The sequence below is a fragment of the Achromobacter sp. JD417 genome (assembly GCF_041879325.1).
GTDB lineage: Bacteria > Pseudomonadota > Gammaproteobacteria > Burkholderiales > Burkholderiaceae_B > Achromobacter > Achromobacter mucicolens.
Window position 1 is genome coordinate 2,410,098 of sequence record NZ_CP087159.1, and the last position, 21,583, is coordinate 2,431,680.

A 21,583-nucleotide genomic window follows, 5' to 3' on the forward strand; every position below is an offset into this window, starting at 1 on the left:
CTATCGGTGTGTCAGGCCACGCGGCGCAGGAAGCCGTCCGGCGCCGACGTGACGAGCAGGCGGTCTTCGACCGAGCGGTCGATCTTGAACTCGGGATGCTGCTTGATCCATTCCCACACGGCCGTCTTGGGGTTGTTGCCCTTGCCCCAGTGGCGGCCCGGCCACTCGTAGTCTGCCGGCATGTCTTCCACGAAGGTGTCGAACACGACGCAGTAGCTTCCCACGCTGACGAGATCCGCGTACGCGTTCAATTCAGCAAGCACGTGATCGTGGGTGTGGTTCGAGTCCAGGCACACCATGATGTTCTTCTTGCCTTCGGCATGCGCGCGCACTTGCGCAATCGTTGCCGGGTCGATGCTGGAGCCCTCGATGAGATGAATGCGCTTGGCCAGCGGATGGGCCTCGATAGCCTTGCGGTTGTGCTCGCGGATTTCGATATCCACGCCGACCACGTCGCCGGCGCCAAGCAGTTGCAGCATGGATGCCGACAGCATCAGCGAACCGCCGTGGGCAATGCCCGTCTCGATGATGAGGTCCGGCTTCACGGCCCAGATCAATTCCTGCATCGCCATGGCGTCCATCGGCAGCTGGATGAGCGGTCGGCCAGCCCACGAGAAGTTGTTCATGTACTTGCGCTCCAGCGCCATCTGGCGCCAGGCGATGGACAGCTCGCGGAACTCCTGGTCTTTGGCGAAGCCGGCAATGCGGGCTTCCTTCTCCTGGCGGTATTCCGGGTGCGCGTCGGGCGTGGTTTCAAGGTAGGACATTCAGATTCCTTTGTGCAGGCGGTACTGCGCTAGAAAATTCGGGAAAAATTCGGAAAACGGAAGGGGGGGGCGGCGGACAAGCGCTTGCGTGCGTTGCACGTCGATGTCGTCGAACGCCCACGCCGGCGCACCGGGCGCCACCGAGAACGGGTAGCCCAGCACGTCCCGCACGCAGGCGGCGACCTCGCGGTTCTCCACGCCGGCGCCGTGCGCGACGTTGAAGATGCCGGTCGCGTCCGACAGGGCGATGGCCATGATCTGCGACACGGCGTCGTCGATGTGCAGATAGTCCTTGCGGGATTCCAGCGCGGTGCGCAGCGTGATGCGGCCGTCGCGCGCCCCTTCCTCCAGCAGTTGGTCGATGAAGCTGTCCGGCGTGTCGCGCAGGCCGACGATGTTGGACAGGCGCGCCACCTTGGCCGGCCGTCCGCCATGCAGGCAAAGCGATTCGCCCATCAGCTTGGACAGGTTGTACAGGTCGCTCGGGTCGTTCGGATTGACGCGCAGCACTGCGTCTTCGCGCGTGCTGGCGGCGCCCGAATACACGCGCGTGCTGGACAGGTAGGTCAGGCTGTCGAAATCCCCGTGCGCGAGCAGGCTGCGCAACAGGCAGACGTGGGCCTCCACGGTATCCAGCGGACGGCTGCGAAAGTCCGACGTGAGGCCGACGGCGTAGATCACGTGTCCCAGCGGCCGGCTGAAAAGGTCCGCATCCTGGCGCGGCGGCGCGTCGCAGGCGACGCCATCGGCGCGCAGGCGCGCGACCAGGTGGCGGCCGATGAAGCCCGAGGCGCCCAGAACGGTGACCGGCCGGTGGTTCATGCGTGCGGACCGCTGTCGATGGAGAGCGACGGGATCGCCGTGACCAGCTTGGCGTTCCAATCATGGCGGGCGTAGGCAAGCTGCTCCGACACCTCGGTCTTCAGGTTCCAGGGCAGGATCAGGATGTACTCGGGCCGGTCCTCGCGCAGCCGGGCTTCGGCGACGATGGGAATATGGCTGCCGGGCAGGTACTTGCCCTGCTTGGCGGGGTTCAGGTCCACAACGTACGGCAAGAGGTCGGGGCGCACGCCGGCAAAGTTCAGCAGCGTGTTGCCCTTGGCCGCCGCGCCGTAGGCGGCGATGCGCTTGCCGCCGCGGCGCAGCTCGACCAGAAACGCCAGAAGGTCGTTCTTGACCCGCTCGGCCTGCTGCTGGAAGCACGCGTAGAAAACCGGTGTGGCGACGCCAGCCCGCTGCTCTTCGTCCAGGGTGCGCGCGACTTCGGCGCTAGTCTCGTGTTTGCCCGTGTCCAGCCGCTGCGCAAAGACACGCAGGCTGCCGCCGTGCGTGCTCAGGTGCTCGACGTCGAACACAGACAGGCCGTTGGCCGTGAAGATGCGCGATACCGCCGTGAGCGACAGGTAGGAATAGTGTTCGTGATAGACCGTATCGAACTGGCCTTCCTGCACCATGCGCAGCAGGTGCGGAAATTCGAACGTCGCCACGCCTTGCGGCTTGAGCAGCGCGGCAAAGCCCGACACGAAGTCGTTGATGTCCGGGACATGCGCCAATACGTTATTGGCGGCGATCAGGTCCGCGGCGCGTCCCGATTCGGTGAGCTCGTCGCCCAGCTCCACGCCAAAGAAACGCTGCACGATGTCGATGCCGCGGTCGCGTGCCGCTTGCGCGGTGCTGGCCGTGGGTTCCACGCCGTAGCAAGCAATGCCGGCGTCCTTGACGTACTGCAGCAGATAGCCGTCGTTGGCCGCGATCTCGGCGACCATGCTGTCCTTGCCCAGGCCGAAGCGGCCGATCATCGCGTCCACGTAGCGGCGCGAATGCGCCAGCCACGACGACGAGAACGAACTGAAGTAGGCGTAGTCGTCGGTGAACAGGGCTTCGCGGCCCGCGTGGTCTTCCGTCTGGACCAGCCAGCAGGATTCGCACACGAGAATGCGCAGGGGAAACCAGGTCTCCGGACCACGCAGCGCCGCTTCGCTCAGGTAGGCATTGGACGGCGGGGCGTGGCCCAGATCGAGAAAGGGCAGGCGCAGTTCGGCCTGGCAATGGCGGCACTTCACAGTGCGACTCCAGAATAAGCAGCGTCCAGGCGCGGGTGTTGCTGATCGCGCTCGGACACGAGGGTAGGGGGGGCGGGCCAGGAGATGCCGACGCGGGCCTCCTGGAAATGCAGGCCGGCCTCGGCCTGCGGGGCATAGGGTGCAGAGTGGCAGTACAGCATTTCCACGTCGTCGCTCAACGTCTGAAAGCCGTGGGCGAAGCCTTCGGGAATCAGCAGCGCGCGGCCGTTGTCCGCTGACAGGCGTTCCGCATGCCACTGCAGGAACGTGGGCGAACCCTGCCGCAGATCGATGGCGACGTCCCAGACCACGCCCCGGATGCAGCTCACGAGCTTCATCTCTGCAAAGGGCGGCAACTGGTAGTGCATGCCACGGAGGGTGCCGGCATGCGCGGTGTAGGTGTGGTTGACCTGGGCGACCGGCCCCGTCCAGCCGCAAGCGGCCAGATCGGATGCATCGAAGAGCCGCGCCAGAAATCCGCGGGTATCGCCGCGCGGATGGCGCTGCACGACCTTCAGGCCCGAAATCGGGGTGTCGAGAACGCCCAGGCTCATGGATGCGCCTCGTACTGGTCGATATCGGCATGGCAGAGCGGCAGCGCGTCCTCGCCCGCGTCAAAGCGACGGTACCAGTCCATGCTGCGCGAGACCGCCTGCGCCAGCGGCCATCGGGGCGCCACTTTCAGCACGGCGCGCGCCCTGGACGTGTCCAGCGTCAGCAGCCCTGCTTCATGGGGGCCTTCGATCTGCTCGGCATAGACCACGCGGCCCTTGCCATACGCGGCCTGGGCCAGATCCACGACGGTGCGCACGGACGCTGCCTCGGCCGCATCGGGCCCGAAGTTATAGGCGTCCGCGAGGTCAGGCGCGTTCCACAACGATTCCGCCAGGGTCAGGTAGCCGGCAAGCGGTTCCAGCACGTGCTGCCACGGGCGCACCGATTGGGGCCGCCGCACTTGAAGATCGCCGCCGCCTTGCCAGGCGCGCACGGCATCAGGCAGCAGGCGGTCAGCCGACCAGTCGCCGCCGCCGATCACGTTGCCCGCGCGCGCGCTGGCCACGGCCAGGCCCTGCTCACGCAGGAAGGCGTCGCGATAGGACGCAATGACCAGCTCGCTGGCGGCCTTGCTGGCGCTGTAAGGGTCGTGTCCGCCCAACGCGTCGTTCTCGCGGTACGGGTAGGGCCATTCGTTGTTGCGGTAGACCTTGTCGGTCGTGACCATGACCGCGACCCGGGCCGAGGGCGTGGCGCGCAGGGCATCCAGCAGATGGGCGGTGCCCATGATGTTGGCGGCAAACGTCTCCACGGGCTGCGCATAGCTCGGGCGCACCAGCGCCTGCGCGGCCAGATGCAGCACGATCTCCGGACGGGCGGCGAGCACCTGCTCGCGCAGTGCGGCAGCGTCGCGGATGTCGCAACGGCGGCTGTCGATCAGGTCGCCGATGCGGGCGGCTTCGTACAAGCTGGGTTGCGTGCACGGCGGCAGGGCAATGCCGGTCACCTGCGCGCCCAGCCGCTGCAGCCAGATCGCCAGCCAGCCGCCCTTGAAGCCGGTGTGACCGGTCACAAGGACGCGCTTGCCGCGCCAGAATCCTGCGCTGGGCGTTACCAGACTTTCCATGGCGCCTTGCCCGTGCTCCAGAGGGATTCCAGCAGGTTCTTTTCGCGCAGCGTGTCCATGGGCTGCCAGAAGCCCAGGTGTTCAAACGCGTGCAATTCGCCTTCCCGGCTAAGCGTTTCCAAGGGGCCAGCTTCCCAGGTCGTGTCGTCGTCGTCGATAAGCGATAGCACGCGGGGCGACAGCACGAAGAAACCGCCGTTGATCAGGCCGCCGTCGCCGCGCGGCTTTTCGGTAAAACCTGCCACTCTGTCGCCTTCGCGGCGCAACGCGCCATAGCGCCCCGGCGGCTGCACGGCCGTGACCGTCGCGGCCTTGCCATGCTTGCGGTGAAACGCGAGCAGGGCGGTGATGTCGATATCGGCCACGCCGTCGCCGTACGTGAAGCAGAACGCCTCGTCTTCCTTCACATAGTCGGCCACGCGCTTTAAGCGGCCGCCCGTCATCGTGCTCTCGCCGGTGTCCACCAGGGTCACGCGCCACGGTTCGGCCTTGCGCTGATGCACTTCCATGCGGTTGTCGGCCATGTCGAACGTGACGTCGGACATGTGCAGGAAGTAGTTGGCGAAGTACTCCTTGATCATGTAGCCCTTGTAGCCGCAGCAGATCACGAAGTCGTTCACGCCGTGGGCGGAATAGGTCTTCATGATGTGCCACAGGATGGGCCGCCCGCCGATTTCGATCATCGGCTTGGGACGCGTGTGAGTCTCTTCGGAAATCCGGGTGCCAAGGCCGCCGGCCAGGATGATTGCTTTCATGCTTGGGTTTCGCACCAGTTCTTGAACATTTCGCGCAGCGCGCCTTCGAACTTGCGCGCGAAGGCGGGTTCGTCCATCAGGGGGCTGGCATGCATTTCGTCGCGCAGGCCGGCGCGTATCTTTGCGAGGGCGGGCAGGTCGCTGGCCAGGGCGACGACCTTCTCCACATAGTCCGCCTCGGTTTGCGCAATCCATTCGGGGCGTCCCACCGCGGAAAGCACGGAGCTTCCGATGCGGCCCACGCTAGGCCTGTCGGCCAGGGTCACGTAGGGGACGCCCATGTACAGCGTCTCGACCAGCGTCACGCCGGAATTGTGAGGAAAGCAGTCCAGACCGATATCGATGCCGCGCAGGACATCCCAGGGAGGGGTGTGGTATCCGATGGACAACTGTTGAGCGCCGATGCCATGTGCCGCGAAGCGTGCAGCCAGCGACTCGCACATGTGACGATCGCGATAACTGTTGCTGTCAACCACAAGGCGGGCGTTCGGCAGGCGGCGCAATATTTCGCTCCATACCCCTATCGTCCGGTGGTTCATGCGGATGGCCCGGCTGAGCGTGCCCAACGTGACAACGCCGTTGCGAAGTGCGGGCAGGTCGCCGGGCGGCCCCATGTCTTGACCCGCGCGGTAAACGAAATTGCTCTGTTCGAGCCGCCAGGGCTTTTCGGCAAACAAGGCCTCGCTGCCAATAGGCGCCATATCCTCGTCCGTCATGATGTAGTCGATGGCGGACAAGCCCGTGGTGTAGCCAAAGCCGAGCCAGGTGAGCGATACCGGAGCGGGCTTGCGCGCAAACACGCCCAGGCGATTTCCCTGGGTGTGCCCAGCGACGTCGATCAGGACATCGATGCCATCAGCACGGATGCGTTCAGCCAGATCGGCATCGGTCAGGCGGGAAGTCGGAACCCAGTGATCGAAGTACGACTTCATGCGCGCCGTCACCAGGTCTTCGGATGCAAGCTCGGCATAGGCAGTGATTTCGAAGCGGCTCCGATCATGATTCGCGAACAATGGTTCGATGAAATGGTTGCCGGAATGCTTCTTGAGATCCGGGGATACGTACCCGATCTTCAAGCGTCGATTCCAATCTTTAGGGTTGGAATGCTTGCGCCATTTTTCCTTGAGATGGCTGAACAACCGGCGGTCGCACTCCTGGTACGCCTGAAACACCTCGCTGGCCGATTTGTCGGGCGCATAGTTGGTCGCGAACAACAAGTTGCTGTAACCGGTCGTGGAATCCGGATAGGCCGCGACCGATTCGCGGGCTGCTTTCTCGGCAGCGACGATATCTCCAGAATCGATCAACACCTTTGTCAGGTTCAGTCGCGATTTTCGGTGGGCCGGATCCCTCGTCAACGCATTTTCATAAGCGATGCGGGCTTCCTTGTAGCGGCGTTCAGCGCTCAGCGAATCGCCTAAGGCGGAATGGGCATGCGCACTGGCCGGCGCAAGTTCCACCGCCCGGCGGCTTGCATTGATGGCTTCCGAGGTGCGCTCCATGCGAGCCAGGCATATGCCTATCAGTACATAGCCACGCATGTCCGCGGGCGCACGTTGCAGCATTTGCATGGCCGCCAGCATTGCTGCTTCCAACTGGTTTGTGTTGAACAGGCATGCTGTCAGCACCTCCCAGGCGTCAATGAACCCCGGCATCGCTTGGGTGAGCTTGCGGGCGATCGTCTCGGCCTGCTGATACGCGTTCTCCCGCATGAGTTCCTGCATGCGGTTGGCTTGATTCAGCAGCGCATTCGGTGGTGGCGGGCTGTTGTCGTTGCCGCACAGCACGCCGGCCTCGAGACACGTCCTGGCCAACGCGCTTACATAAAGCCCGAAATAGGGCGCCTGGCCGTTGGCGGCTGCCAATCCGTCGCGCAACCACACTAGCCATGCGTTGGCGGGCGATTGGAGCAGGCCAAAGCGTTTCAGGAGGTGCAGAAACTCTGCGACGTCGGGCGTACCCGCGCTTAGCCCGAATGCGGAGGCATTATTTCCCTGGGACGTCGCCAGCGCGGCGAGCGCAGCCAACGGCATTTGCGCAGCCAGGGCGGATCCAAGCGCTTGTTGGACTTCGGTGATTTGAAGCTTGACGGGTTCGTGCCAGAAATTGAAGCCAACTTTCAAATTTTCGCCTGGCTGGCTCAGGGTCTTGAGCGACGGCAGAATCCGCAGGACGCCGTCTTTCGCCACGTCGTAGGGACTCGGGCCAAGGCAGTAATGTGCAACGCCGTTCTCGAGCAGTGTCTGCACGGCCTTGTCCAGCAGCTTTCGGGCGGCGGCATCGTCCAGACCCTGGCGAACCATGACGCATGCAAGCAGCGTCGTATAGGGCAGGGAGGCGGGCCATACATGCGCGAGCGTGTCAACGACGATCTGGACGGACTGCTCGGCAGTTGACAGCACCTGGCCGCATTGGTTGACATAGGTAACGGTGCCGGAAGCGTCGCCGCCCGCCAGACGTTGTAGACCGCTAGCCCAGCGCAGGTCCTTGAATCGGGCAGTGTCGAGGTTGAATGGTCCCGCCGTTGAGCGGCTGGCGGATATCCAAAGACTTTGGCGAAAGCCTCGGCCCGTCGCGAAATCAAGATATTGTTGCTTGAGGACGGGAGTCTGCCCCATCGTCAACAGGCTGTTTGACAAGGAAACACCAGGGCCGAAGCCCAGGGCAACTTCAGAGAGCGGCTGCGTGTCGCCGGCATAGGCCAAGCCAGCCTGGACGGCCTGACCCGCAAATTCAACGAAGTAGCATGGGTTGATGGTCAGCGGATTCGGCGCTGTAACTGTCGCTTCATTGAGATGCCCCTCCAGCCTTTTCGCGGTGGCGTTCAGCGCTGACGCGAACGGATTCGCCGGCGCGATGCCGTCCGTGAACAATGTCAGGGCGGCCTGGGCCGCTGCCTTGACCTCGGCGTCCGTCTGCGCCGCGTGCCCATGCAACAGGACGGCATCACGTACGACCTCAAATGCCTTCGCTCCCGGGTAGACGTGGTAGTCCACGTAAAGGACGCCGAGGGGCGAAAGGATTCGACCGCAGAAACTCAAGAGGGCCTGAGCTTCGTCCGCCGGGAGATAGCTATACAGCCCCGACACAATCACGTAGTCGAATGGCGCGAAGCCTTCGTCCAGTTCACCGTAGCCGCAATGGTGAAACACCACGTTGTTCGCATCCAATGCCTTGGCGGCTTCCCGGGCCAGTTCGATGGCCGCGAGTTCCGCGTCAATGCCGACGACTTGAGCCTCGGGATACGCCACCGCGAAAGGCAGCAACCCTTCCCCGCGGCCGCAGCCAATTGCCAGGACTCTTGCCTTGTCCAATGGGACCGACTCGACGCCGTAAAGGTGCGCACTGGCGCGAATGTGCCCGGGCGAATGGCTTGGGGCGAGACGCCCCGGATCCGTGTGGGCTTGGCGTTGAAGAAAGGCCGGAATCGACATAAATAGGGGGACGGGTAGGCGCAAACCGCTAAACAGTGATCGTGCAATTCTAAAAAGCGCCTGCACCCTTCATTCGGCGAATCAGCGTTGGAATTGCCCTTCAGTTTGGACAACATCTCCAAATGCTCGAGGAAATAAAAAAACCCGCCATATGGCGGGTTTCGGGGCGGCCGGTGCTGGCGCGAAGGACCAGCTCCGGCCCACGCTGAGGAGAAACATGCGTTCTCCTGAGCGCTCGGTGCTTTCCGCTGGAATTAACGCAGCAGCGACAGCACGGTTTGCGGCACTTGGTTGGCTTGCGCCAGAACCGAGGTGCCAGCCTGTTGCAGGATCTGAGCCTTGGACATGTTCGACACTTCCGTGGCGTAGTCGGCGTCTTGAATACGCGAACGAGCGTTGGAGAGGTTGTTGACCACGTTGTTCAGGTTGGCGATCGTCGATTCCAGACGGTTCTGCACAGCACCCAGTTCGCCGGTCAGCTTGTCCAGCTTCGTGAAGGCGGCGTCCAGCGTCTTCATCGGATCGGTCGTCTTCGTGCCCTTGCTGGTGTCTTCGGTCGTCAGGTTGCCGGCGCTGTTGACCTTGGCTTCCTTGCCAACTTGGGCAGCGTAGTCGCCCGTGCCCGTGCCGCTCTTGACGGTGACCTTACCCGTGTTGGGGTCAACCAGGTAGTTGGTGTCGTAGGTCTTGGTCGTGGTGAACGTGCCCTTTTCGTCGACGTACGTGTCGGTCGACTTGCCCGACGTGAACGTCAGGGTGGCGCTGGTGATGCCTTGGCCCAGGGTGACGGTCACGTCGTCGGCGGTGGCGTTCGCCTTCACGGTTGCCAGCAGAGCGTCGCTGCTGATCGTGTCGGTGAATTCCAGGTTGTTGGCGGTACCGGTGCTGCTGTAGGTCTTGCCACCGATCGTCACGCTGGCGTCGCCGGCGGTCGAAACGGCTGCAGCGGCCTTCATCACGCCGTCCAGCGTGGCGGCGGTCGTGCCCGTGCCAGCGTTGTTGGTCGTCAGGTTGCCAGCCGAATCCAGGAAGGCGTCTTGGCCGCCGATGGTGACCTTGCCCGTGGCGTCGACTTCGAACGACGTCGAGTTCGAACCGACGTTGTTGTACGTGCCCGAGACGGTGCCGGTGGCGGGGCGCAGCGAGGTGGCCAGATCGCCAACCGCGGTCGTGCCGACAGCCGAGTTCGTGAACGTGAAGTTCTTGTTGGTCGCGTCGTACGTGTAGACCGTGTCAGCGTTGGTGCCGTTGGAAACGGTAACCTTGTTGCCGTTTTCCAGCTTGCCGAAAGCTTGTTCAGCGGTCACGGCTTCGTGCGTCGTGGTGACCTTCCACTCGTTGGCGCCAACGGTGGTGCCGGAAGCGGCTTGCAGGTCGGACACGGTGGCCGAACGGTTCTGGGTCACGCCCGAGCCGTTGACGTTGAAGCCGTCCAGACCCAGGGTCTTGACGCTGATTTCGGTCAGGTTCAGGGTGATCGTTTCGCCGTCGTTGGCGCCGACTTGCAGCGTCAGGGGCTTGGCCGAATCCGACAGAACCTTCACGCCGTTGAAGTCGGTTTGTTGCGAGATGCGATCGATGTCCGACAGACGCTGGTTGATTTCGTCTTGCATCGAGTTCAGCTGTTCTTGCGAGTAGCTGCCGTTGGCGGCTTGCACGGACAGTTCGCGAACGCGTTGCAGGTGGGTGTTGACTTCGGAGGCAGCGCCTTCCGTCGTTTGAGCCAGCGAGATGCCGTCGTTGGCGTTACGAGCGGCTTGGGTCAGGCCCTTGACGTTCGCGGTGAAGCGGTTGGCAATCGCCATACCGGCGGCGTCGTCCTTGGCGCTGTTGATGCGCAGGCCCGACGACAGGCGTTCGATGGCGGTACCCAGGGAAGATTGCGACTTGTTCAGGTTGTTCTGAGCAACGAGCGACAAGTAGTTGGTATTGATGACTGCAGCCATGTTTAGGCTCCCAAGAGAGAAAGGCTTCTTCAAACCGGGCAGCGGGGCCGCCCATCTTTGTAACGGGAAGAACTCGGTGACTTGTGTCTTCGAATTTCTCCGTTGCCAGGATTACGGCAGCCTAAAAACAATCTTTAGGGTTTTTTTTGGGAGCAATCGTATTTCTGGTGGCGAATTACAGATTCCTGCCAATCCCTGGGGAGAAATTGGCAGGAGCACCAGGCTGTCAATTGAGCAAAAGGCCGTTGCGGCGCAGTTTGACCATAAGTGAATTAAGAAACTCCTGGGCTACCGGCTCAAGATTTCGAGCGCCCTTATATGTCTGGCCATTCGGATGAGGGTGCCGACCGGCTGTCAGCGCGTCCCGCACTGCGCTGCGCAATTCGGCCGTCGTGCGGGAACCATCCATCATGCCGATAATCTGCAGGCTGAGCGGATCGGACGGCGGCGTTACGCCTTGATGCCACAGATTGTGCATGCTGATTTGGCTGTCAGGCTTGGTCACTTCGGGCAGCAGATCCAGCGCCCCGGCGATGAGCTGTGGCTTGGGCTGCGAACGTCCATATGACGAGGGTTCCAGCCGATAGCTCAAGGCGTTGGACTGTACGAGGGCAATGACGTGGGCGAGCAACGCGTCGGTGAGCTCTTGCACAGACTTGCCCGTTGCATTTGCGGCCGCGGCTTCGCGAATTGCGTCGAATGTGACCGACTGCGGCCAGGATTCACCTAGCAGGTCCATCAGCGAGTGAGCGACCGGATCGCGAGAGCTCAAGGTCGCCCCGCGCGCGGTCATGTAATCCCGCTGCTGGGGCGGAGCGCCTGCGGGTGTGGGTTGCGGGCGCAGGTCGGCGGCAAAAAACATCTTGGTGAACGCGCCGCCCTCGGGTTGCTCCAGAATTGCGCCGGCGCGTTCAGCGTGTACCAGGAGGCTCTTTCGAAACGATCGGCCAACGGCAAAGTCCAGATACTGTTCCCGCATCTCGCGGCCAGCATTGACCGCCAGCCCGTTCAGACCCAGTGCAACCCTCGAGCCGTAGGTCGAGGGAAAGGTCAGTTGCGGTTCGGCGTCCGTCAGGTAGGCCAGCCCGGCCTGCTGAGCTGCGGCGGCAAACTCCAGGAAGTAGCAGGGCGTGTTGACGGCTTCCAGGTATTCGTGAAGCAGGTAGTGATCGCTCTGGCCCCGCAGCTTTTGCGCGGTGTGCTGCAACGCCGACTGCAAGGGATTGTTTTCCCAAAGCCCATTTTCAATCAGGTTCAGCATGTCCTTGGCGCGCGCCACCTTTTCTTGCGGCGTCTGCGCCCCGAAACTGTTGAGCATCATGGCGTCGCGAAGGACATCCGACGCCTTCCAGCCCGGGTAGGTGTTGTAACTGATATAGGCGATGCCCTCGGGCGCGAGGTTCTCCTTGCAGATGCGCAGGATCGCGTCACGCACTTCCGGCGGCACCCAACTGAAGACGCCGTGGCAGATGATGTAGTCGAACGTGCCGAATTCGGGCGTGATGTCCGTCAGGCTCATGGCGTGCAGATCGAGATTGCGTGCGCCGGCGGCTTCGGCCGCGCGCTGGCCCGCTTCGATCTGCTGGGGCGACAGGTCCACGCCGACCGCGCGGGCGTCGGGATAGGCTATCGCGAACGGCAACAGATTGCCCCCCGCCGCGCAGCCCAGTTCCAGCACGCGCGCGCGATTCAATTCAGGTGCGGAAATGCCATACAGGTGCGCCACGGCGCGCAGGCTGCCGGGCGCCGTGTAGGAAAACGGCAGGGAAAGATAGGGGGTTTCGTCGTAGGCGTCAGAAATGGCCTGCGTCAAGCGGTCGGGTGCGCTCATGGCGAAATTCCGGGAGGGTCGTGGTGCGCTGCGAGGCTTTTGCGGTTCGCGGCGCACAAGTTTGTGGGCTAGTCCGCAAGGCTAGCAGCCCCATCACGGCCCGGAAGGCGTGAACAAGGTCCGATTTTCCCCCTGAATCCGCGCTGGCCGAAAACCGCCCGGATTCCGCCGCCGGAGAAAATCAGATGATCTGCGCGATCTGCCCTTCCTGCGGCAATTCCTGCCAGGCCTGATCCTTCAACCTTGCCCGGATTCGCGCCGTCGCCTGCGACCTCAATTGGCAAACCCGCGCCTCGGTCACATTCATGATCGCGCCGATTTCCTTCAGGTTCAGCCCCTGCTCGTAACACAGCGACAGCAACAGCTTTTCGCGGTCGGGCAGGGCGTCGATGGCGTGAACCAAGGCCTGCCGGAAGTCGCCGGCCAATAGCGAGTCCAGCGGATTGCCGCTGGGCGCGCCGTGATTCAGCGTGGCGGACCAGTCCGCCTGATCCGATGCCGAATCGGGCTCGGTGGTGAAGTCTTCGTAGTGAACGATTTGCACGCCTTGCGCGTCGTGCAGCAGCGTCTGGTATTCGTCCAGCGGCAGTTCTAGCTGCTTGGCGATTTCGGCTTCGGTCGGCGCGCGCATCAAACGCTGTTCCAGAAACTGGATCGCCTGTTCGATCTTGCGGGCTTTCGTGCGCACGCTGCGCGGCAGCCAATCCTGGCCGCGAAGCTCATCGAGCATCGCGCCGCGAATGCGCGTCGTGGCGTAGGTCTCGAACTGAGCGTCCGCGGTTTCCTGGTAACGGCGGACGGCGTCGAGCAGGCCGATCATGCCGGCCTGTATCAGGTCATCGAGTTCGACGCTGGCGGGTAAACGGGCGAGCAATTGCAGGGCCAGCTTCCGAACTAGCGGCGCATATTCGACCAGGCTGTCATCTGCGTGGGGCATTGCGGGAATTCTGGCGGAGTCGATCGTGAAGCGCGGTCGATGTTGTCAATTTGCGACATTGTCGACAAGCGCGGCTACGGTGATGCGGGCGAATCTAGGGAATCGTCAAGATGGCATTGTCGGCAATGGGCGGCCGTTCATTTCAGGAAGTACGCAACGTTTTGAATGCTTATTTGGCAAATTGACCAAAATTTGTCACGAACTTGTATGTCAAGGTGTGTCTAGAAAGGCACGTTGCGCAACATCAACAAAGATTTGTCATATAAGTCATAGAAAATGACATGACCTGTGGTAAATTTTACTTAAATTGCGAACAAATGATACATTTCGCATTAAAACAGGATGCAGCGAGCGGACAGGTAACACACGTTGCCTGCGCTATGAGTAATCAAGCCCCTCGGGTGGGATAGGGATAGGGAGTACGGCGTGCAACAAGTAGAAAATTCTTTGCTGGCAGATATTCGCGAAGTGAATCTGTCATATTTGTTACTGGCTCAGCGGATGTTGCGTGATGACTATGCCGCATCGATGTTCCGCCTGGGGTTCAGCAATGAAGTCGCTGACATTCTCATGCGCCTTTCACCGGCGCAACTGGTAAAACTGGCCAGCTCCAGCTCGCTGCTGTGCCGCTTCCGTTTCGATGATTACAGCCTGCTGTCGGCGCTGACCCATGATGTGCTGGGTGGTGCGCTGCAACAAGCCCACGCCACCATTCTGCTCGCCAAGCAGCCTGTCGAAGAACTGGCCTGACGGCCCGCGAATCCCACTCGGACACACCTGCAATGGCCTCCAAGAGCGTTTCCCAGGAAGCGGACGACATCCTGCTTGCCAGCTCCATGATTACGCTGGGCGCGCGCCTTCAGGTGCTTGAGGCTGAAACCAGCCTCAGCCACGATCGCCTCGCCCGCCTGTATCGCGAGATCCGCGGCTGCTCGCCACCCAAGGGCATGCTGCCTTTTTCGGTCGACTGGTTCATGACCTGGCTGCCGAATATCCATTCCTCTCTCTTCTATAACGTGTATTCGTTTCTGAATACGCGCACCACCAGCAAAGGCATACGCGCCACCATCGACGCGTATCGCCTGTATCTCGAAAACGCGGGGCAGGAAGCCGCGGATGCCGAGCCCGTCCTGAGCTTTACCCGGGCGTGGATGCTGGTGCGATTCTTCGACAGCGGCATGCTGCAGCTTTCTGCGTGCCGGCAGTGTGGCGGCCATTTCATTGCCCATGCCCATGATCCCCAGTCGGATTTTGTGTGCGCCATCTGCCGTCCGCCACCCCGCGCGGGCAAGACGCGCGCGGCCGCCAAGGCACGTGCCGGCACCCGTGCAGCCCCCATTGCGACCGCCGCTCCGACCTGATCGGGCGTCCAAATACAGCAAAAGCCCTGGAAAACACCCCCTAACCCGCCTTTTTGGGGCAGGGGGGACAGGGGATCATTGACGCAAGTTATAGACTTCGTTGGCAGGGGCCCGTTGTGTTGATTGTTATCGGTTTTCTTGTGGTGATCGTGTCGGTCGTCGGCAGCTTCATGGCGCTGGGCGGACACTTGGGCGCGCTCTACCAGCCCTTCGAGCTGACGCTGATCTTCGGCGCGGCGTTCGGGGCTTTCCTGGCGGGCAACAGCAAGAAGTCGCTGATGCTGGTCAAGAAGGCGCTCCCCGACGCGCTCAAGAGTTCGCGCTACGGCAAGGACGTCTACATGGAGCTGATGGCGCTCCTGTACGTGCTGCTGAACAAGGCGCGCCGCGAAGGCCTGATGGCCATCGAATCGCACATCGAGGATCCGGGCTCCAGCCCGATCTTCAGCGAATATCCCCGCATCGCTAAAGACGAGAAGCTCATGGAGTTCATCACGGACTACCTGCGCATCATGATCAGCGGCAACATGAGCTCGTTCGAAATCGAGACGCTCATGGATGAGGAAATCGAAACCTACCGCCACGAGCGCGAAGTGCCGGCTCATGCGCTGCAGCAGATGGCCGACGGCTTGCCCGCGTTCGGTATCGTGGCCGCGGTGCTGGGCGTGATCAAGGCGCTGGCGGCCGTGGACCAGCCGCCCGCCATCCTGGGCGACCTCATCTCCAAGGCCATGGTCGGCACATTCCTGGGTATTTTGCTGGCTTATGGTTTCGTCGGTCCGCTGGCCTCCCGCGTGGAGCGCCGCACGGACGAGGCCATGAAGGTGCTTGAGTGCATCAAGACGACGCTGCTGGCCAGCATGAACGGCTATCCGCCTCAGCTTGCGGTGGAATTTGGCCGCAAGGTGCTGTTCTCGGCGGTCCGGCCCACCTTCGGTGAGCTGGAAGAGCACGTGCGCCAGACCAAGTCGACCGGCAAGGCCTGACGGAGCGGGCCATGAGCACGGTAAATAATCACCGTGTGGTGATCCGCCGCAAGAAGGTCAAGGGCGGCGGGCACCACGGGGGCAGCTGGAAGATCGCGTACGCCGACTTCATTACGGCGATGATGGCGTTCTTCCTGGTGATGTGGCTGGTCAGCATCGTGCCGAAGGAAGAACTCAAGGGGATCGCGGAATACTTCCGCATGCCGCTGCGCGTCGCCATTACGGGCGGGCCCAGCAGTTCGGCTGAAACCAGTGCCGTGCCGGGCGGCGGACAGGATCCGTTGCGCAGCGAAGGCGACGTCCGCCGCGGCCAGGGCAACCGGGTCGAATCCCAGCCCATGGGCGACGCCGAGCGCCGCGAGCAGCATCGCCTGGAAAATCTCAAGAAGCGCCTCGAGAACGTCATCGAGACCAGCCCCGTCCTGAAATCCTTCCGGCCGCAGCTGCTCATCGACCTGACGACCGAAGGCCTGCGCATCCAGATCATCGACAACCAGAACCGCCCGATGTTCGCGACCGGCCGCGCCGAAGTGCAGCCGTACATGCGCGACATCCTGCGCGAGCTGGGGCCGGTGCTCAATGAACTGCCCAACAAGGTCAGCATCTCGGGTCATACCGACGCGTCGCAGTATGCGCGCGGCGAGCGAGCCTACAGCAACTGGGAGCTTTCGGCCGACCGGGCGAACGCCTCGCGCCAGGAACTGGTGGCGGGCGGCATGAACGAAAGCAAGGTCATGCGCATCCAGGGTCTGTCTTCCAGCATGAGTCTGGTTAAAGATGATCCGTATGCAGCCGTTAATAGACGCATCAGCCTGGTGGTGCTCAACCAAAGCACCCAGAAGCGCATCGAGAGCGAGAACGCCGCAGCCGCGGATTTGAGCGCCAAGGATGCGCGCGAGGTGGGGACGGCCGTGCAGGCGGTGCAAGCCGCCAGCAAGGCCGCAACGGCAACCAAGCAGGGCGAGGCGGTGAACACCCCGCCCGCTGAAGGGGTTCGACAGCAATGACGGCAACGATACTCGTGGCGGACGATTCCACGACCATGCGGATGATCGTTCAGGCGACGCTGACCGGCGCAGGCTGGAAGGTGTTGACGGCCTGCAATGGCCAGGAAGCGCTCGAGGTGGCGATGGCCAACCCGGTGGACCTGGTCGTCAGCGACTGGAACATGCCTGTGAAGGGCGGTCTGGAGTTGATCCAGGGGCTGCGCGAAGAGGACCGGTACATGGATGTGCCGGTGCTGGTGCTGACCACCGAGGACGACGTGGACAGCAAGATGGCAGCCCGGGATCTGGGCGTTTGCGGCTGGCTTTCCAAGCCGGTGGATCCCGATGTGCTGGTGGAATTGGCGACCGAGCTGCTCGACGAGCAGGCCGGCGCGTAGCAGGTTCATTTAGAAAGGCGTACGGGTCATGAGTTCTGGTTTGGACCTCAGTCAGTTTTACGAGACCTTTTTCGACGAGGCGGACGAACTGCTTGCGCAAATGGAGCAGCTGTTGCTCGAGCTCGATGTGGGCTCGCCCGACATCGAGCAGCTCAACGCCATTTTTCGCGCGGCGCATTCGATCAAGGGTGGTGCGGCGACGTTCGGCTGTTTCAACCAGCTGGCGGGCACGACCCATCTGCTTGAGAACCTTCTGGACGCGATCCGGCGTGGCGAAATGGCGCTGCGCACGGACATGATTGATATTTTCTTGGAAACGAAAGACGTGCTCAAAAGCCAACTGGACGCCTATCGGGCCTCCGAAGAGCCCGATGACGCCGTGTTTGAGCGTATTTGCGCCGTATTGAGGCAGCTTGCGCTGGAGCATAAGGATCCCGCCGCGGCCGCCGCTGCTGCACCCGCGCCCGCTGCGCCGGCCGCCGCGCCGGCGCCGGCGCCCGCCCCGGTGCAGCAGGCGCCCCAGCCTGCGCCGGCCGCGCCCGCCGAGCCCGTGGCTCCGGCCACGGCGTCCGGTTCGCAGGACGGCCTGCCGCTGCGCGTGCGCATCACCAAGGTGTCGGACAAGGACGCCGCGTCCCTGCTCGAAGAGATGGGCAACCTGGGCACCGTCAAGGCAAGCGAACGCGCCAACGGCGTGCTGACGGTGTGGGTGGACAGCACCTGCACGCCGGAAGACATCGAGGCCGTTTGCTGCTTCATCGTCGACGGCGATCAGCTGAGCATCGCTCGTGAAGCCGCGCCGGCAGGCGGCGACGCCGCACCGGCGGCCGCCGCTTCCGCTGCGCAGCCGGCCCCCGCCGCAGCGCCGGCCGTGGCCGAAGCGCCCGAAGTGCATGCCGCGGAACCGGCCGCCGCTGAAGCCGGCGCCCCGGCTGCCCGCGCCGCGCGTCCCGCTGCGTCCGCTGCCGCGCACGCCGACAAGGAATCGACTTCGATCCGCGTCGGCGTTGAGAAGGTCGACCAGGTGATCAACCTGGTGGGCGAACTGGTCATCACGCAGGCCATGCTGGCGCAGACCGCCTCCACGCTGGATCCGGTGCTGCACGATCGCCTGCTGAACGGCATGGAGCAGCTCGAGCGCAATGCGCGCGATCTGCAGGAAGCCGTCATGTCGATCCGCATGATGCCGATGGATTATGTGTTCAGCCGCTTCCCGCGCCTGGTGCGCGACATCGCCGGCAAGATGGGCAAGCAGATCGAACTGCAGACCTACGGCCGCGCGACCGAACTGGACAAGAGCCTGATCGAACGCATCATCGACCCGCTGACCCACCTGGTGCGCAACAGCCTGGACCACGGCATCGAAACGCCTGAAAAGCGGATCGCCGCGGGCAAGGATCCGGTCGGCCAGCTGGTGCTGTCCGCGCAACACAACGGCGGCAACATCGTCATCGAAGTCAGCGACGACGGTGGCGGCCTGAGCCGCGAAAAGATCCTGAAGAAGGCCATGTCGCAAGGCCTGGCCGTCAACGAGAATTCACCCGACGACGAAATCTGGCAGCTGATTTTCGCGCCCGGCTTCTCCACCGCCGAGAAGGTCACGGACATCTCCGGCCGCGGCGTGGGCATGGATGTGGTGCGCCGGAACATCCAGGACATGGGCGGCCACGTGCAGCTGTCGTGCGAGCCGGGCCACGGCACCACGACGCGCATCGTGCTGCCGCTGACGCTGGCCATTCTGGACGGCATGTCGGTGCGCGTGGGTGAAGAGACCTTCATCCTGCCGCTGAACCACGTTACCGAATCGCTGCAGCCCACCAATGACCAGATCTACTCGGTCGCCGGCAACGAACGCGTCATGCATGTGCGTGGCGAATACCTGCCGCTGGTCGAGATGCACCGGGTGTTCTCGGTGGGCGAAGCCCAGACCGATCCCACCCAGGCGATCGCCGTCATCATGCAGGCCGAGGACCGCCGCTTTGCGCTGCTGGTCGATCACCTGATCGGGCAGCACCAGGTTGTGGTGAAGAATCTGGAATCGAATTACCGCAAGGTCCCGGGCATTTCCGCCGCCACCATTCTTGGCGATGGCAGCGTGGCCCTGATTGTCGACGTATTTGCGCTCGCGCGCGCCAACCGGGAACGCTGGTCGCAGCCCGAAGCCGTTCTGAATTGATGGAGCTCTAAAAATCATGGCAGCCAAACCGCAAGCGCAAGCCGCGCGCAATGAAGATGTCGGCAGCGAATTCCTGGTCTTCACGCTGGGCGACGAAGAATACGGCATCGACATCCTGAAGGTGCAGGAGATCCGCGGCTACGACGCCGACACGGTCACCCGCATCGCAAATGTCCCGCCCTTCATCAAGGGCGTGACGAACCTGCGCGGCATCATCGTGCCGATCGTCGACCTGCGCATCAAGTTCAACCTGGGCCGCGTCGAATACAACGAGCAGACCGTCGTCATCATCCTGAACCTCGACCGCCGTGTCGTGGGCATTGTGGTGGATGGCGTGTCGGATGTGCTGATGCTGAACGCCGGTCAGGTTCGTCCGGCGCCCGAGTTCGGCGCCACGCTGTCGACCGAGTACCTGACGGGTCTGGGCACCGTGGACGAGCGGATGCTGATCCTGGTGGACATTGAAAAGCTGATGACCAGCGATGAAATGGCGCTGGTGGAGAAGGTCGCCTCCTGATCGGAGTTCGGCCGGAATGCGGGGTTAAGGCGCCATATTGATCGCGATGTGGCGCTTTCCTTTAACGATTGCAGTCAAGGGATGGTTCTTGTGATGCGCAAGTTTTTCGCGAACATGACGATACGCAGCAGCCTGTTGTGGGTGCTGGCGTTCTTCTCATTCATGTTGGTGATCGGTGCCGCGCTGGGCGTGCTGTCGTTGCGCGTCAGCAACGGGACGCTGGCCGAGATCAAGCAATCGCAGGAACTGGATGACGCCGTCAGCCGCGTCGTGTCCAGCTACAAGGACACCCTGAACGGCCTGGGCCGTGCCGCGTCCTCCAACTATTCGGACATCGTGCGCAGCATCGGCCAGCCGACCTTGTTGGCGCAGGGGCTGTCCAGCGAGGCCGCAGGCCTCTTGGAGCGCGCCAAGGCATCCCAGAACAAGGGCCAGGCCGAGTTCGATTTCTTCAAGACGCTGCCGCGTCCCGCCGAGGCGGCCGAGGCGCTCAAGGAGATCGACGATTCGTATGTGGCCCTCGTGCAGCAGGGCATCACGCCGCTGGTCGCCGCGCTGGAAAAGGCCGACATGCCGGCCTATCAGACGCAGGTCCAGAAGGTGCAGGACGCGCTGGAAGGCCGCTTCTCGCGCGCCATCGAGAGCTTCGACTTCTGGCGCGCCAGCAAGATGATGGACGCCTTTGAAGTTGCACAGGTGCGCTACCAGTTCGTGCTGATGGCGGTGAGCGCCGGCGGCGTGATCGCCGCGCTGCTGGTCTTTGCCACCTATGTCTTCCTGCGCCGCCGCGTGCTGCAGCCGCTCAAGGAAGCCGGCCATCATTTCGACCGCATTGCCAGCGGCGACCTGACCGCCCGCGTCGAGGTCGGCAACACGAATGAAATCGGCCAGCTGTTTGCGGCCCTCAAGCGTATGCAGGAAAGCCTGACGCGCACGGTGGCCTCGGTGCGCCGTGGCGTGGACGAAATCAACGTGGGCTCGCACGAGATCGCCGCGGGCAACACGGATCTGTCCAGCCGCACGGAGCAGCAGGCGGCCTCGCTGGAAGAGACCGCCGCCTCGATGGAAGAGCTGGCCTCGACCGTCAAGCAGAACGCTGACAACGCCCGCCAGGCCAACCAGCTTGCAGCCAGCGCGTCGGACGTGGCCGAGCGCGGCGGCGCGGCGGTGTCGGAAGTGGTGCACACCATGGAAGGCATCTCTGCCAGCTCGCGCAAGATTTCAGAGATTGTCTCGGTCATCGACGGCATCGCGTTCCAGACCAACATCCTGGCTTTGAACGCCGCGGTGGAAGCGGCCCGCGCGGGTGAGCAGGGCAAGGGCTTTGCCGTGGTGGCGGGCGAAGTGCGCTCGCTGGCCCAGCGCAGCGCGCAGGCGGCCAAGGAAATCAAGGGCCTGATCGAGGACTCCGTGACCAAGGTGGGCGCCGGTTCTCAGCAGGTCGAGCGCGCCGGTTCCACGATGCAGGAAATCGTGGCGTCGGTAAAACGCGTGACGGACATCATGGGCGAGATCTCGGCGGCGTCCGAAGAGCAGTCCAGCGGCATCGACCAGGTGAACCGCGCGGTGTCGCAGATGGATGAAGTGACGCAGCAGAACGCGGCGCTGGTGGAAGAGGCCGCGGCCGCCGCCGGCTCGCTGCAGGAGCAGGCCCAGCGCCTGGCCGAAGCAGTGGCCGTATTCAAGATCAACACGGGCGAGGTCATCGAAGTGCCGGCGCATCGGCTGTCTTCGGTGCACGCCACCTATGACGACGCCCGTCTGCATGCGCCCGATGCGCCTGCACTGGGACGCTGAGGATACGC

General features: G+C 63.1%; 18 protein-coding genes. 8 read left to right on the forward strand and 10 right to left on the reverse strand.

Features of this window, described 5'->3' with window-relative positions; translation table 11 throughout:
* Nucleotides 1-11: 11 nt before the first annotated feature.
* The 10 genes from LN047_RS11030 to LN047_RS11075 all read right to left on the reverse strand — a co-directional run bounded on the left by LN047_RS11030 (nt 12) and on the right by LN047_RS11075 (nt 13,354).
* Complete coding sequence (locus tag LN047_RS11030) at nt 12-767, reverse strand: cephalosporin hydroxylase family protein (RefSeq protein WP_373981763.1); 756 nt, start codon at nt 765-767, stop codon at nt 12-14.
* On the reverse strand, nt 768-1,589 hold the full coding sequence (locus tag LN047_RS11035) for an NAD-dependent epimerase/dehydratase family protein (RefSeq protein WP_373981764.1): 822 nt from the start codon (nt 1,587-1,589) through the stop codon (nt 768-770).
* The gene (locus tag LN047_RS11040; RefSeq protein WP_373981765.1) at nt 1,586-2,830 is read right to left on the reverse strand and encodes a methyltransferase domain-containing protein; all 1,245 of its coding nucleotides are present in this window, start codon (nt 2,828-2,830) and stop codon (nt 1,586-1,588) included. The genes LN047_RS11035 and LN047_RS11040 overlap by 4 nt, the downstream gene beginning before the upstream one ends.
* Complete coding sequence (locus LN047_RS11045; protein ID WP_373981766.1) at nt 2,827-3,384, reverse strand: dTDP-4-dehydrorhamnose 3,5-epimerase family protein; 558 nt, start codon at nt 3,382-3,384, stop codon at nt 2,827-2,829. Before LN047_RS11045 ends, LN047_RS11040 begins: the two co-directional genes overlap by 4 nt.
* Nucleotides 3,381-4,451: a CDP-glucose 4,6-dehydratase gene (rfbG, locus tag LN047_RS11050; RefSeq protein WP_373981767.1), complete on the reverse strand. Its 1,071-nt coding sequence runs from the start codon at nt 4,449-4,451 to the stop codon at nt 3,381-3,383. The genes LN047_RS11045 and rfbG overlap by 4 nt, the downstream gene beginning before the upstream one ends.
* Entirely contained in the window at nt 4,436-5,206 is a 771-nt protein-coding gene (gene rfbF / locus LN047_RS11055; protein ID WP_180099986.1) for a glucose-1-phosphate cytidylyltransferase, read from the reverse strand. Before rfbF ends, rfbG begins: the two co-directional genes overlap by 16 nt.
* Nucleotides 5,203-8,520: a methyltransferase domain-containing protein gene (locus tag LN047_RS11060; protein WP_373981768.1), complete on the reverse strand. Its 3,318-nt coding sequence runs from the start codon at nt 8,518-8,520 to the stop codon at nt 5,203-5,205. The genes rfbF and LN047_RS11060 overlap by 4 nt, the downstream gene beginning before the upstream one ends.
* A gap of 374 nt (nt 8,521-8,894) precedes the next feature.
* The gene (locus LN047_RS11065) at nt 8,895-10,586 is read right to left on the reverse strand and encodes a flagellin (protein ID WP_373981769.1); all 1,692 of its coding nucleotides are present in this window, start codon (nt 10,584-10,586) and stop codon (nt 8,895-8,897) included.
* Nucleotides 10,587-10,812: 226 nt separating this feature from the next.
* On the reverse strand, nt 10,813-12,264 hold the full coding sequence (locus LN047_RS11070; RefSeq protein ID WP_373981770.1) for a methyltransferase regulatory domain-containing protein: 1,452 nt from the start codon (nt 12,262-12,264) through the stop codon (nt 10,813-10,815).
* A 334-nt stretch (nt 12,265-12,598) separates the two neighbouring features.
* Nucleotides 12,599-13,354 (reverse strand): RNA polymerase sigma factor FliA, encoded by a 756-nt coding sequence (locus LN047_RS11075; RefSeq protein ID WP_373981771.1) that lies wholly within the window; start codon nt 13,352-13,354, stop codon nt 12,599-12,601.
* 426 nt (nt 13,355-13,780) lie between these two features.
* Here LN047_RS11075 and flhD point away from each other — a divergent pair, with 426 nt between their 5' ends.
* The 8 genes from flhD to LN047_RS11115 all read left to right on the forward strand — a co-directional run bounded on the left by flhD (nt 13,781) and on the right by LN047_RS11115 (nt 21,575).
* On the forward strand, nt 13,781-14,104 hold the full coding sequence (gene flhD / locus LN047_RS11080) for a flagellar transcriptional regulator FlhD (RefSeq protein WP_006219025.1): 324 nt from the start codon (nt 13,781-13,783) through the stop codon (nt 14,102-14,104).
* 32 nt (nt 14,105-14,136) lie between these two features.
* Nucleotides 14,137-14,715, forward strand: coding sequence for a flagellar transcriptional regulator FlhC (gene flhC, locus LN047_RS11085; RefSeq protein ID WP_056316560.1), 579 nt, complete (start codon nt 14,137-14,139; stop codon nt 14,713-14,715).
* A 116-nt stretch (nt 14,716-14,831) separates the two neighbouring features.
* The gene (gene motA, locus LN047_RS11090) at nt 14,832-15,701 is read left to right on the forward strand and encodes a flagellar motor stator protein MotA (protein WP_062840907.1); all 870 of its coding nucleotides are present in this window, start codon (nt 14,832-14,834) and stop codon (nt 15,699-15,701) included.
* Nucleotides 15,702-15,712: 11 nt separating this feature from the next.
* Entirely contained in the window at nt 15,713-16,708 is a 996-nt protein-coding gene (motB, locus tag LN047_RS11095; RefSeq protein ID WP_056316565.1) for a flagellar motor protein MotB, read from the forward strand.
* A complete protein-coding gene (locus LN047_RS11100; protein ID WP_056316568.1) occupies nt 16,705-17,085 on the forward strand; it encodes a response regulator in 381 nt (126 codons plus the stop codon). Before motB ends, LN047_RS11100 begins: the two co-directional genes overlap by 4 nt.
* 28 nt (nt 17,086-17,113) lie before the next feature.
* A complete protein-coding gene (gene cheA, locus LN047_RS11105) occupies nt 17,114-19,261 on the forward strand; it encodes a chemotaxis protein CheA (protein ID WP_373981772.1) in 2,148 nt (715 codons plus the stop codon).
* A 16-nt stretch (nt 19,262-19,277) separates the two neighbouring features.
* The gene (gene cheW / locus LN047_RS11110; protein ID WP_056316575.1) at nt 19,278-19,778 is read left to right on the forward strand and encodes a chemotaxis protein CheW; all 501 of its coding nucleotides are present in this window, start codon (nt 19,278-19,280) and stop codon (nt 19,776-19,778) included.
* Nucleotides 19,779-19,871: 93 nt separating this feature from the next.
* Nucleotides 19,872-21,575, forward strand: a complete 1,704-nt coding sequence (locus tag LN047_RS11115) for a methyl-accepting chemotaxis protein (protein ID WP_373981773.1) — start codon at nt 19,872-19,874, stop codon at nt 21,573-21,575.
* The last annotated feature ends 8 nt before the right edge of the window (nt 21,576-21,583 follow it).

Excerpts from the sequence above, each read along its gene's own strand:
- LN047_RS11030 (WP_373981763.1), bottom strand. The coding sequence starts at position 767 with ATGTCCTACCTTGAAACCACGCCCGACGCGCACCCGGAATACCGCCAG.
- LN047_RS11035 (WP_373981764.1), bottom strand. The coding sequence starts at position 1,589 with ATGAACCACCGGCCGGTCACCGTTCTGGGCGCCTCGGGCTTCATCGGC.
- LN047_RS11045 (WP_373981766.1), bottom strand. The coding sequence starts at position 3,384 with ATGAGCCTGGGCGTTCTCGACACCCCGATTTCGGGCCTGAAGGTCGTG.
- rfbG (WP_373981767.1), bottom strand. The coding sequence starts at position 4,451 with ATGGAAAGTCTGGTAACGCCCAGCGCAGGATTCTGGCGCGGCAAGCGC.
- rfbF (WP_180099986.1), bottom strand. The coding sequence starts at position 5,206 with ATGAAAGCAATCATCCTGGCCGGCGGCCTTGGCACCCGGATTTCCGAA.
- LN047_RS11065 (WP_373981769.1), bottom strand. The coding sequence starts at position 10,586 with ATGGCTGCAGTCATCAATACCAACTACTTGTCGCTCGTTGCTCAGAAC.
- LN047_RS11075 (WP_373981771.1), bottom strand. The coding sequence starts at position 13,354 with ATGCCCCACGCAGATGACAGCCTGGTCGAATATGCGCCGCTAGTTCGG.
- flhC (WP_056316560.1), top strand. The coding sequence starts at position 14,137 with ATGGCCTCCAAGAGCGTTTCCCAGGAAGCGGACGACATCCTGCTTGCC.
- motB (WP_056316565.1), top strand. The coding sequence starts at position 15,713 with ATGAGCACGGTAAATAATCACCGTGTGGTGATCCGCCGCAAGAAGGTC.
- LN047_RS11100 (WP_056316568.1), top strand. The coding sequence starts at position 16,705 with ATGACGGCAACGATACTCGTGGCGGACGATTCCACGACCATGCGGATG.
- cheA (WP_373981772.1), top strand. The coding sequence starts at position 17,114 with ATGAGTTCTGGTTTGGACCTCAGTCAGTTTTACGAGACCTTTTTCGAC.
- cheW (WP_056316575.1), top strand. The coding sequence starts at position 19,278 with ATGGCAGCCAAACCGCAAGCGCAAGCCGCGCGCAATGAAGATGTCGGC.
- LN047_RS11115 (WP_373981773.1), top strand. The coding sequence starts at position 19,872 with ATGCGCAAGTTTTTCGCGAACATGACGATACGCAGCAGCCTGTTGTGG.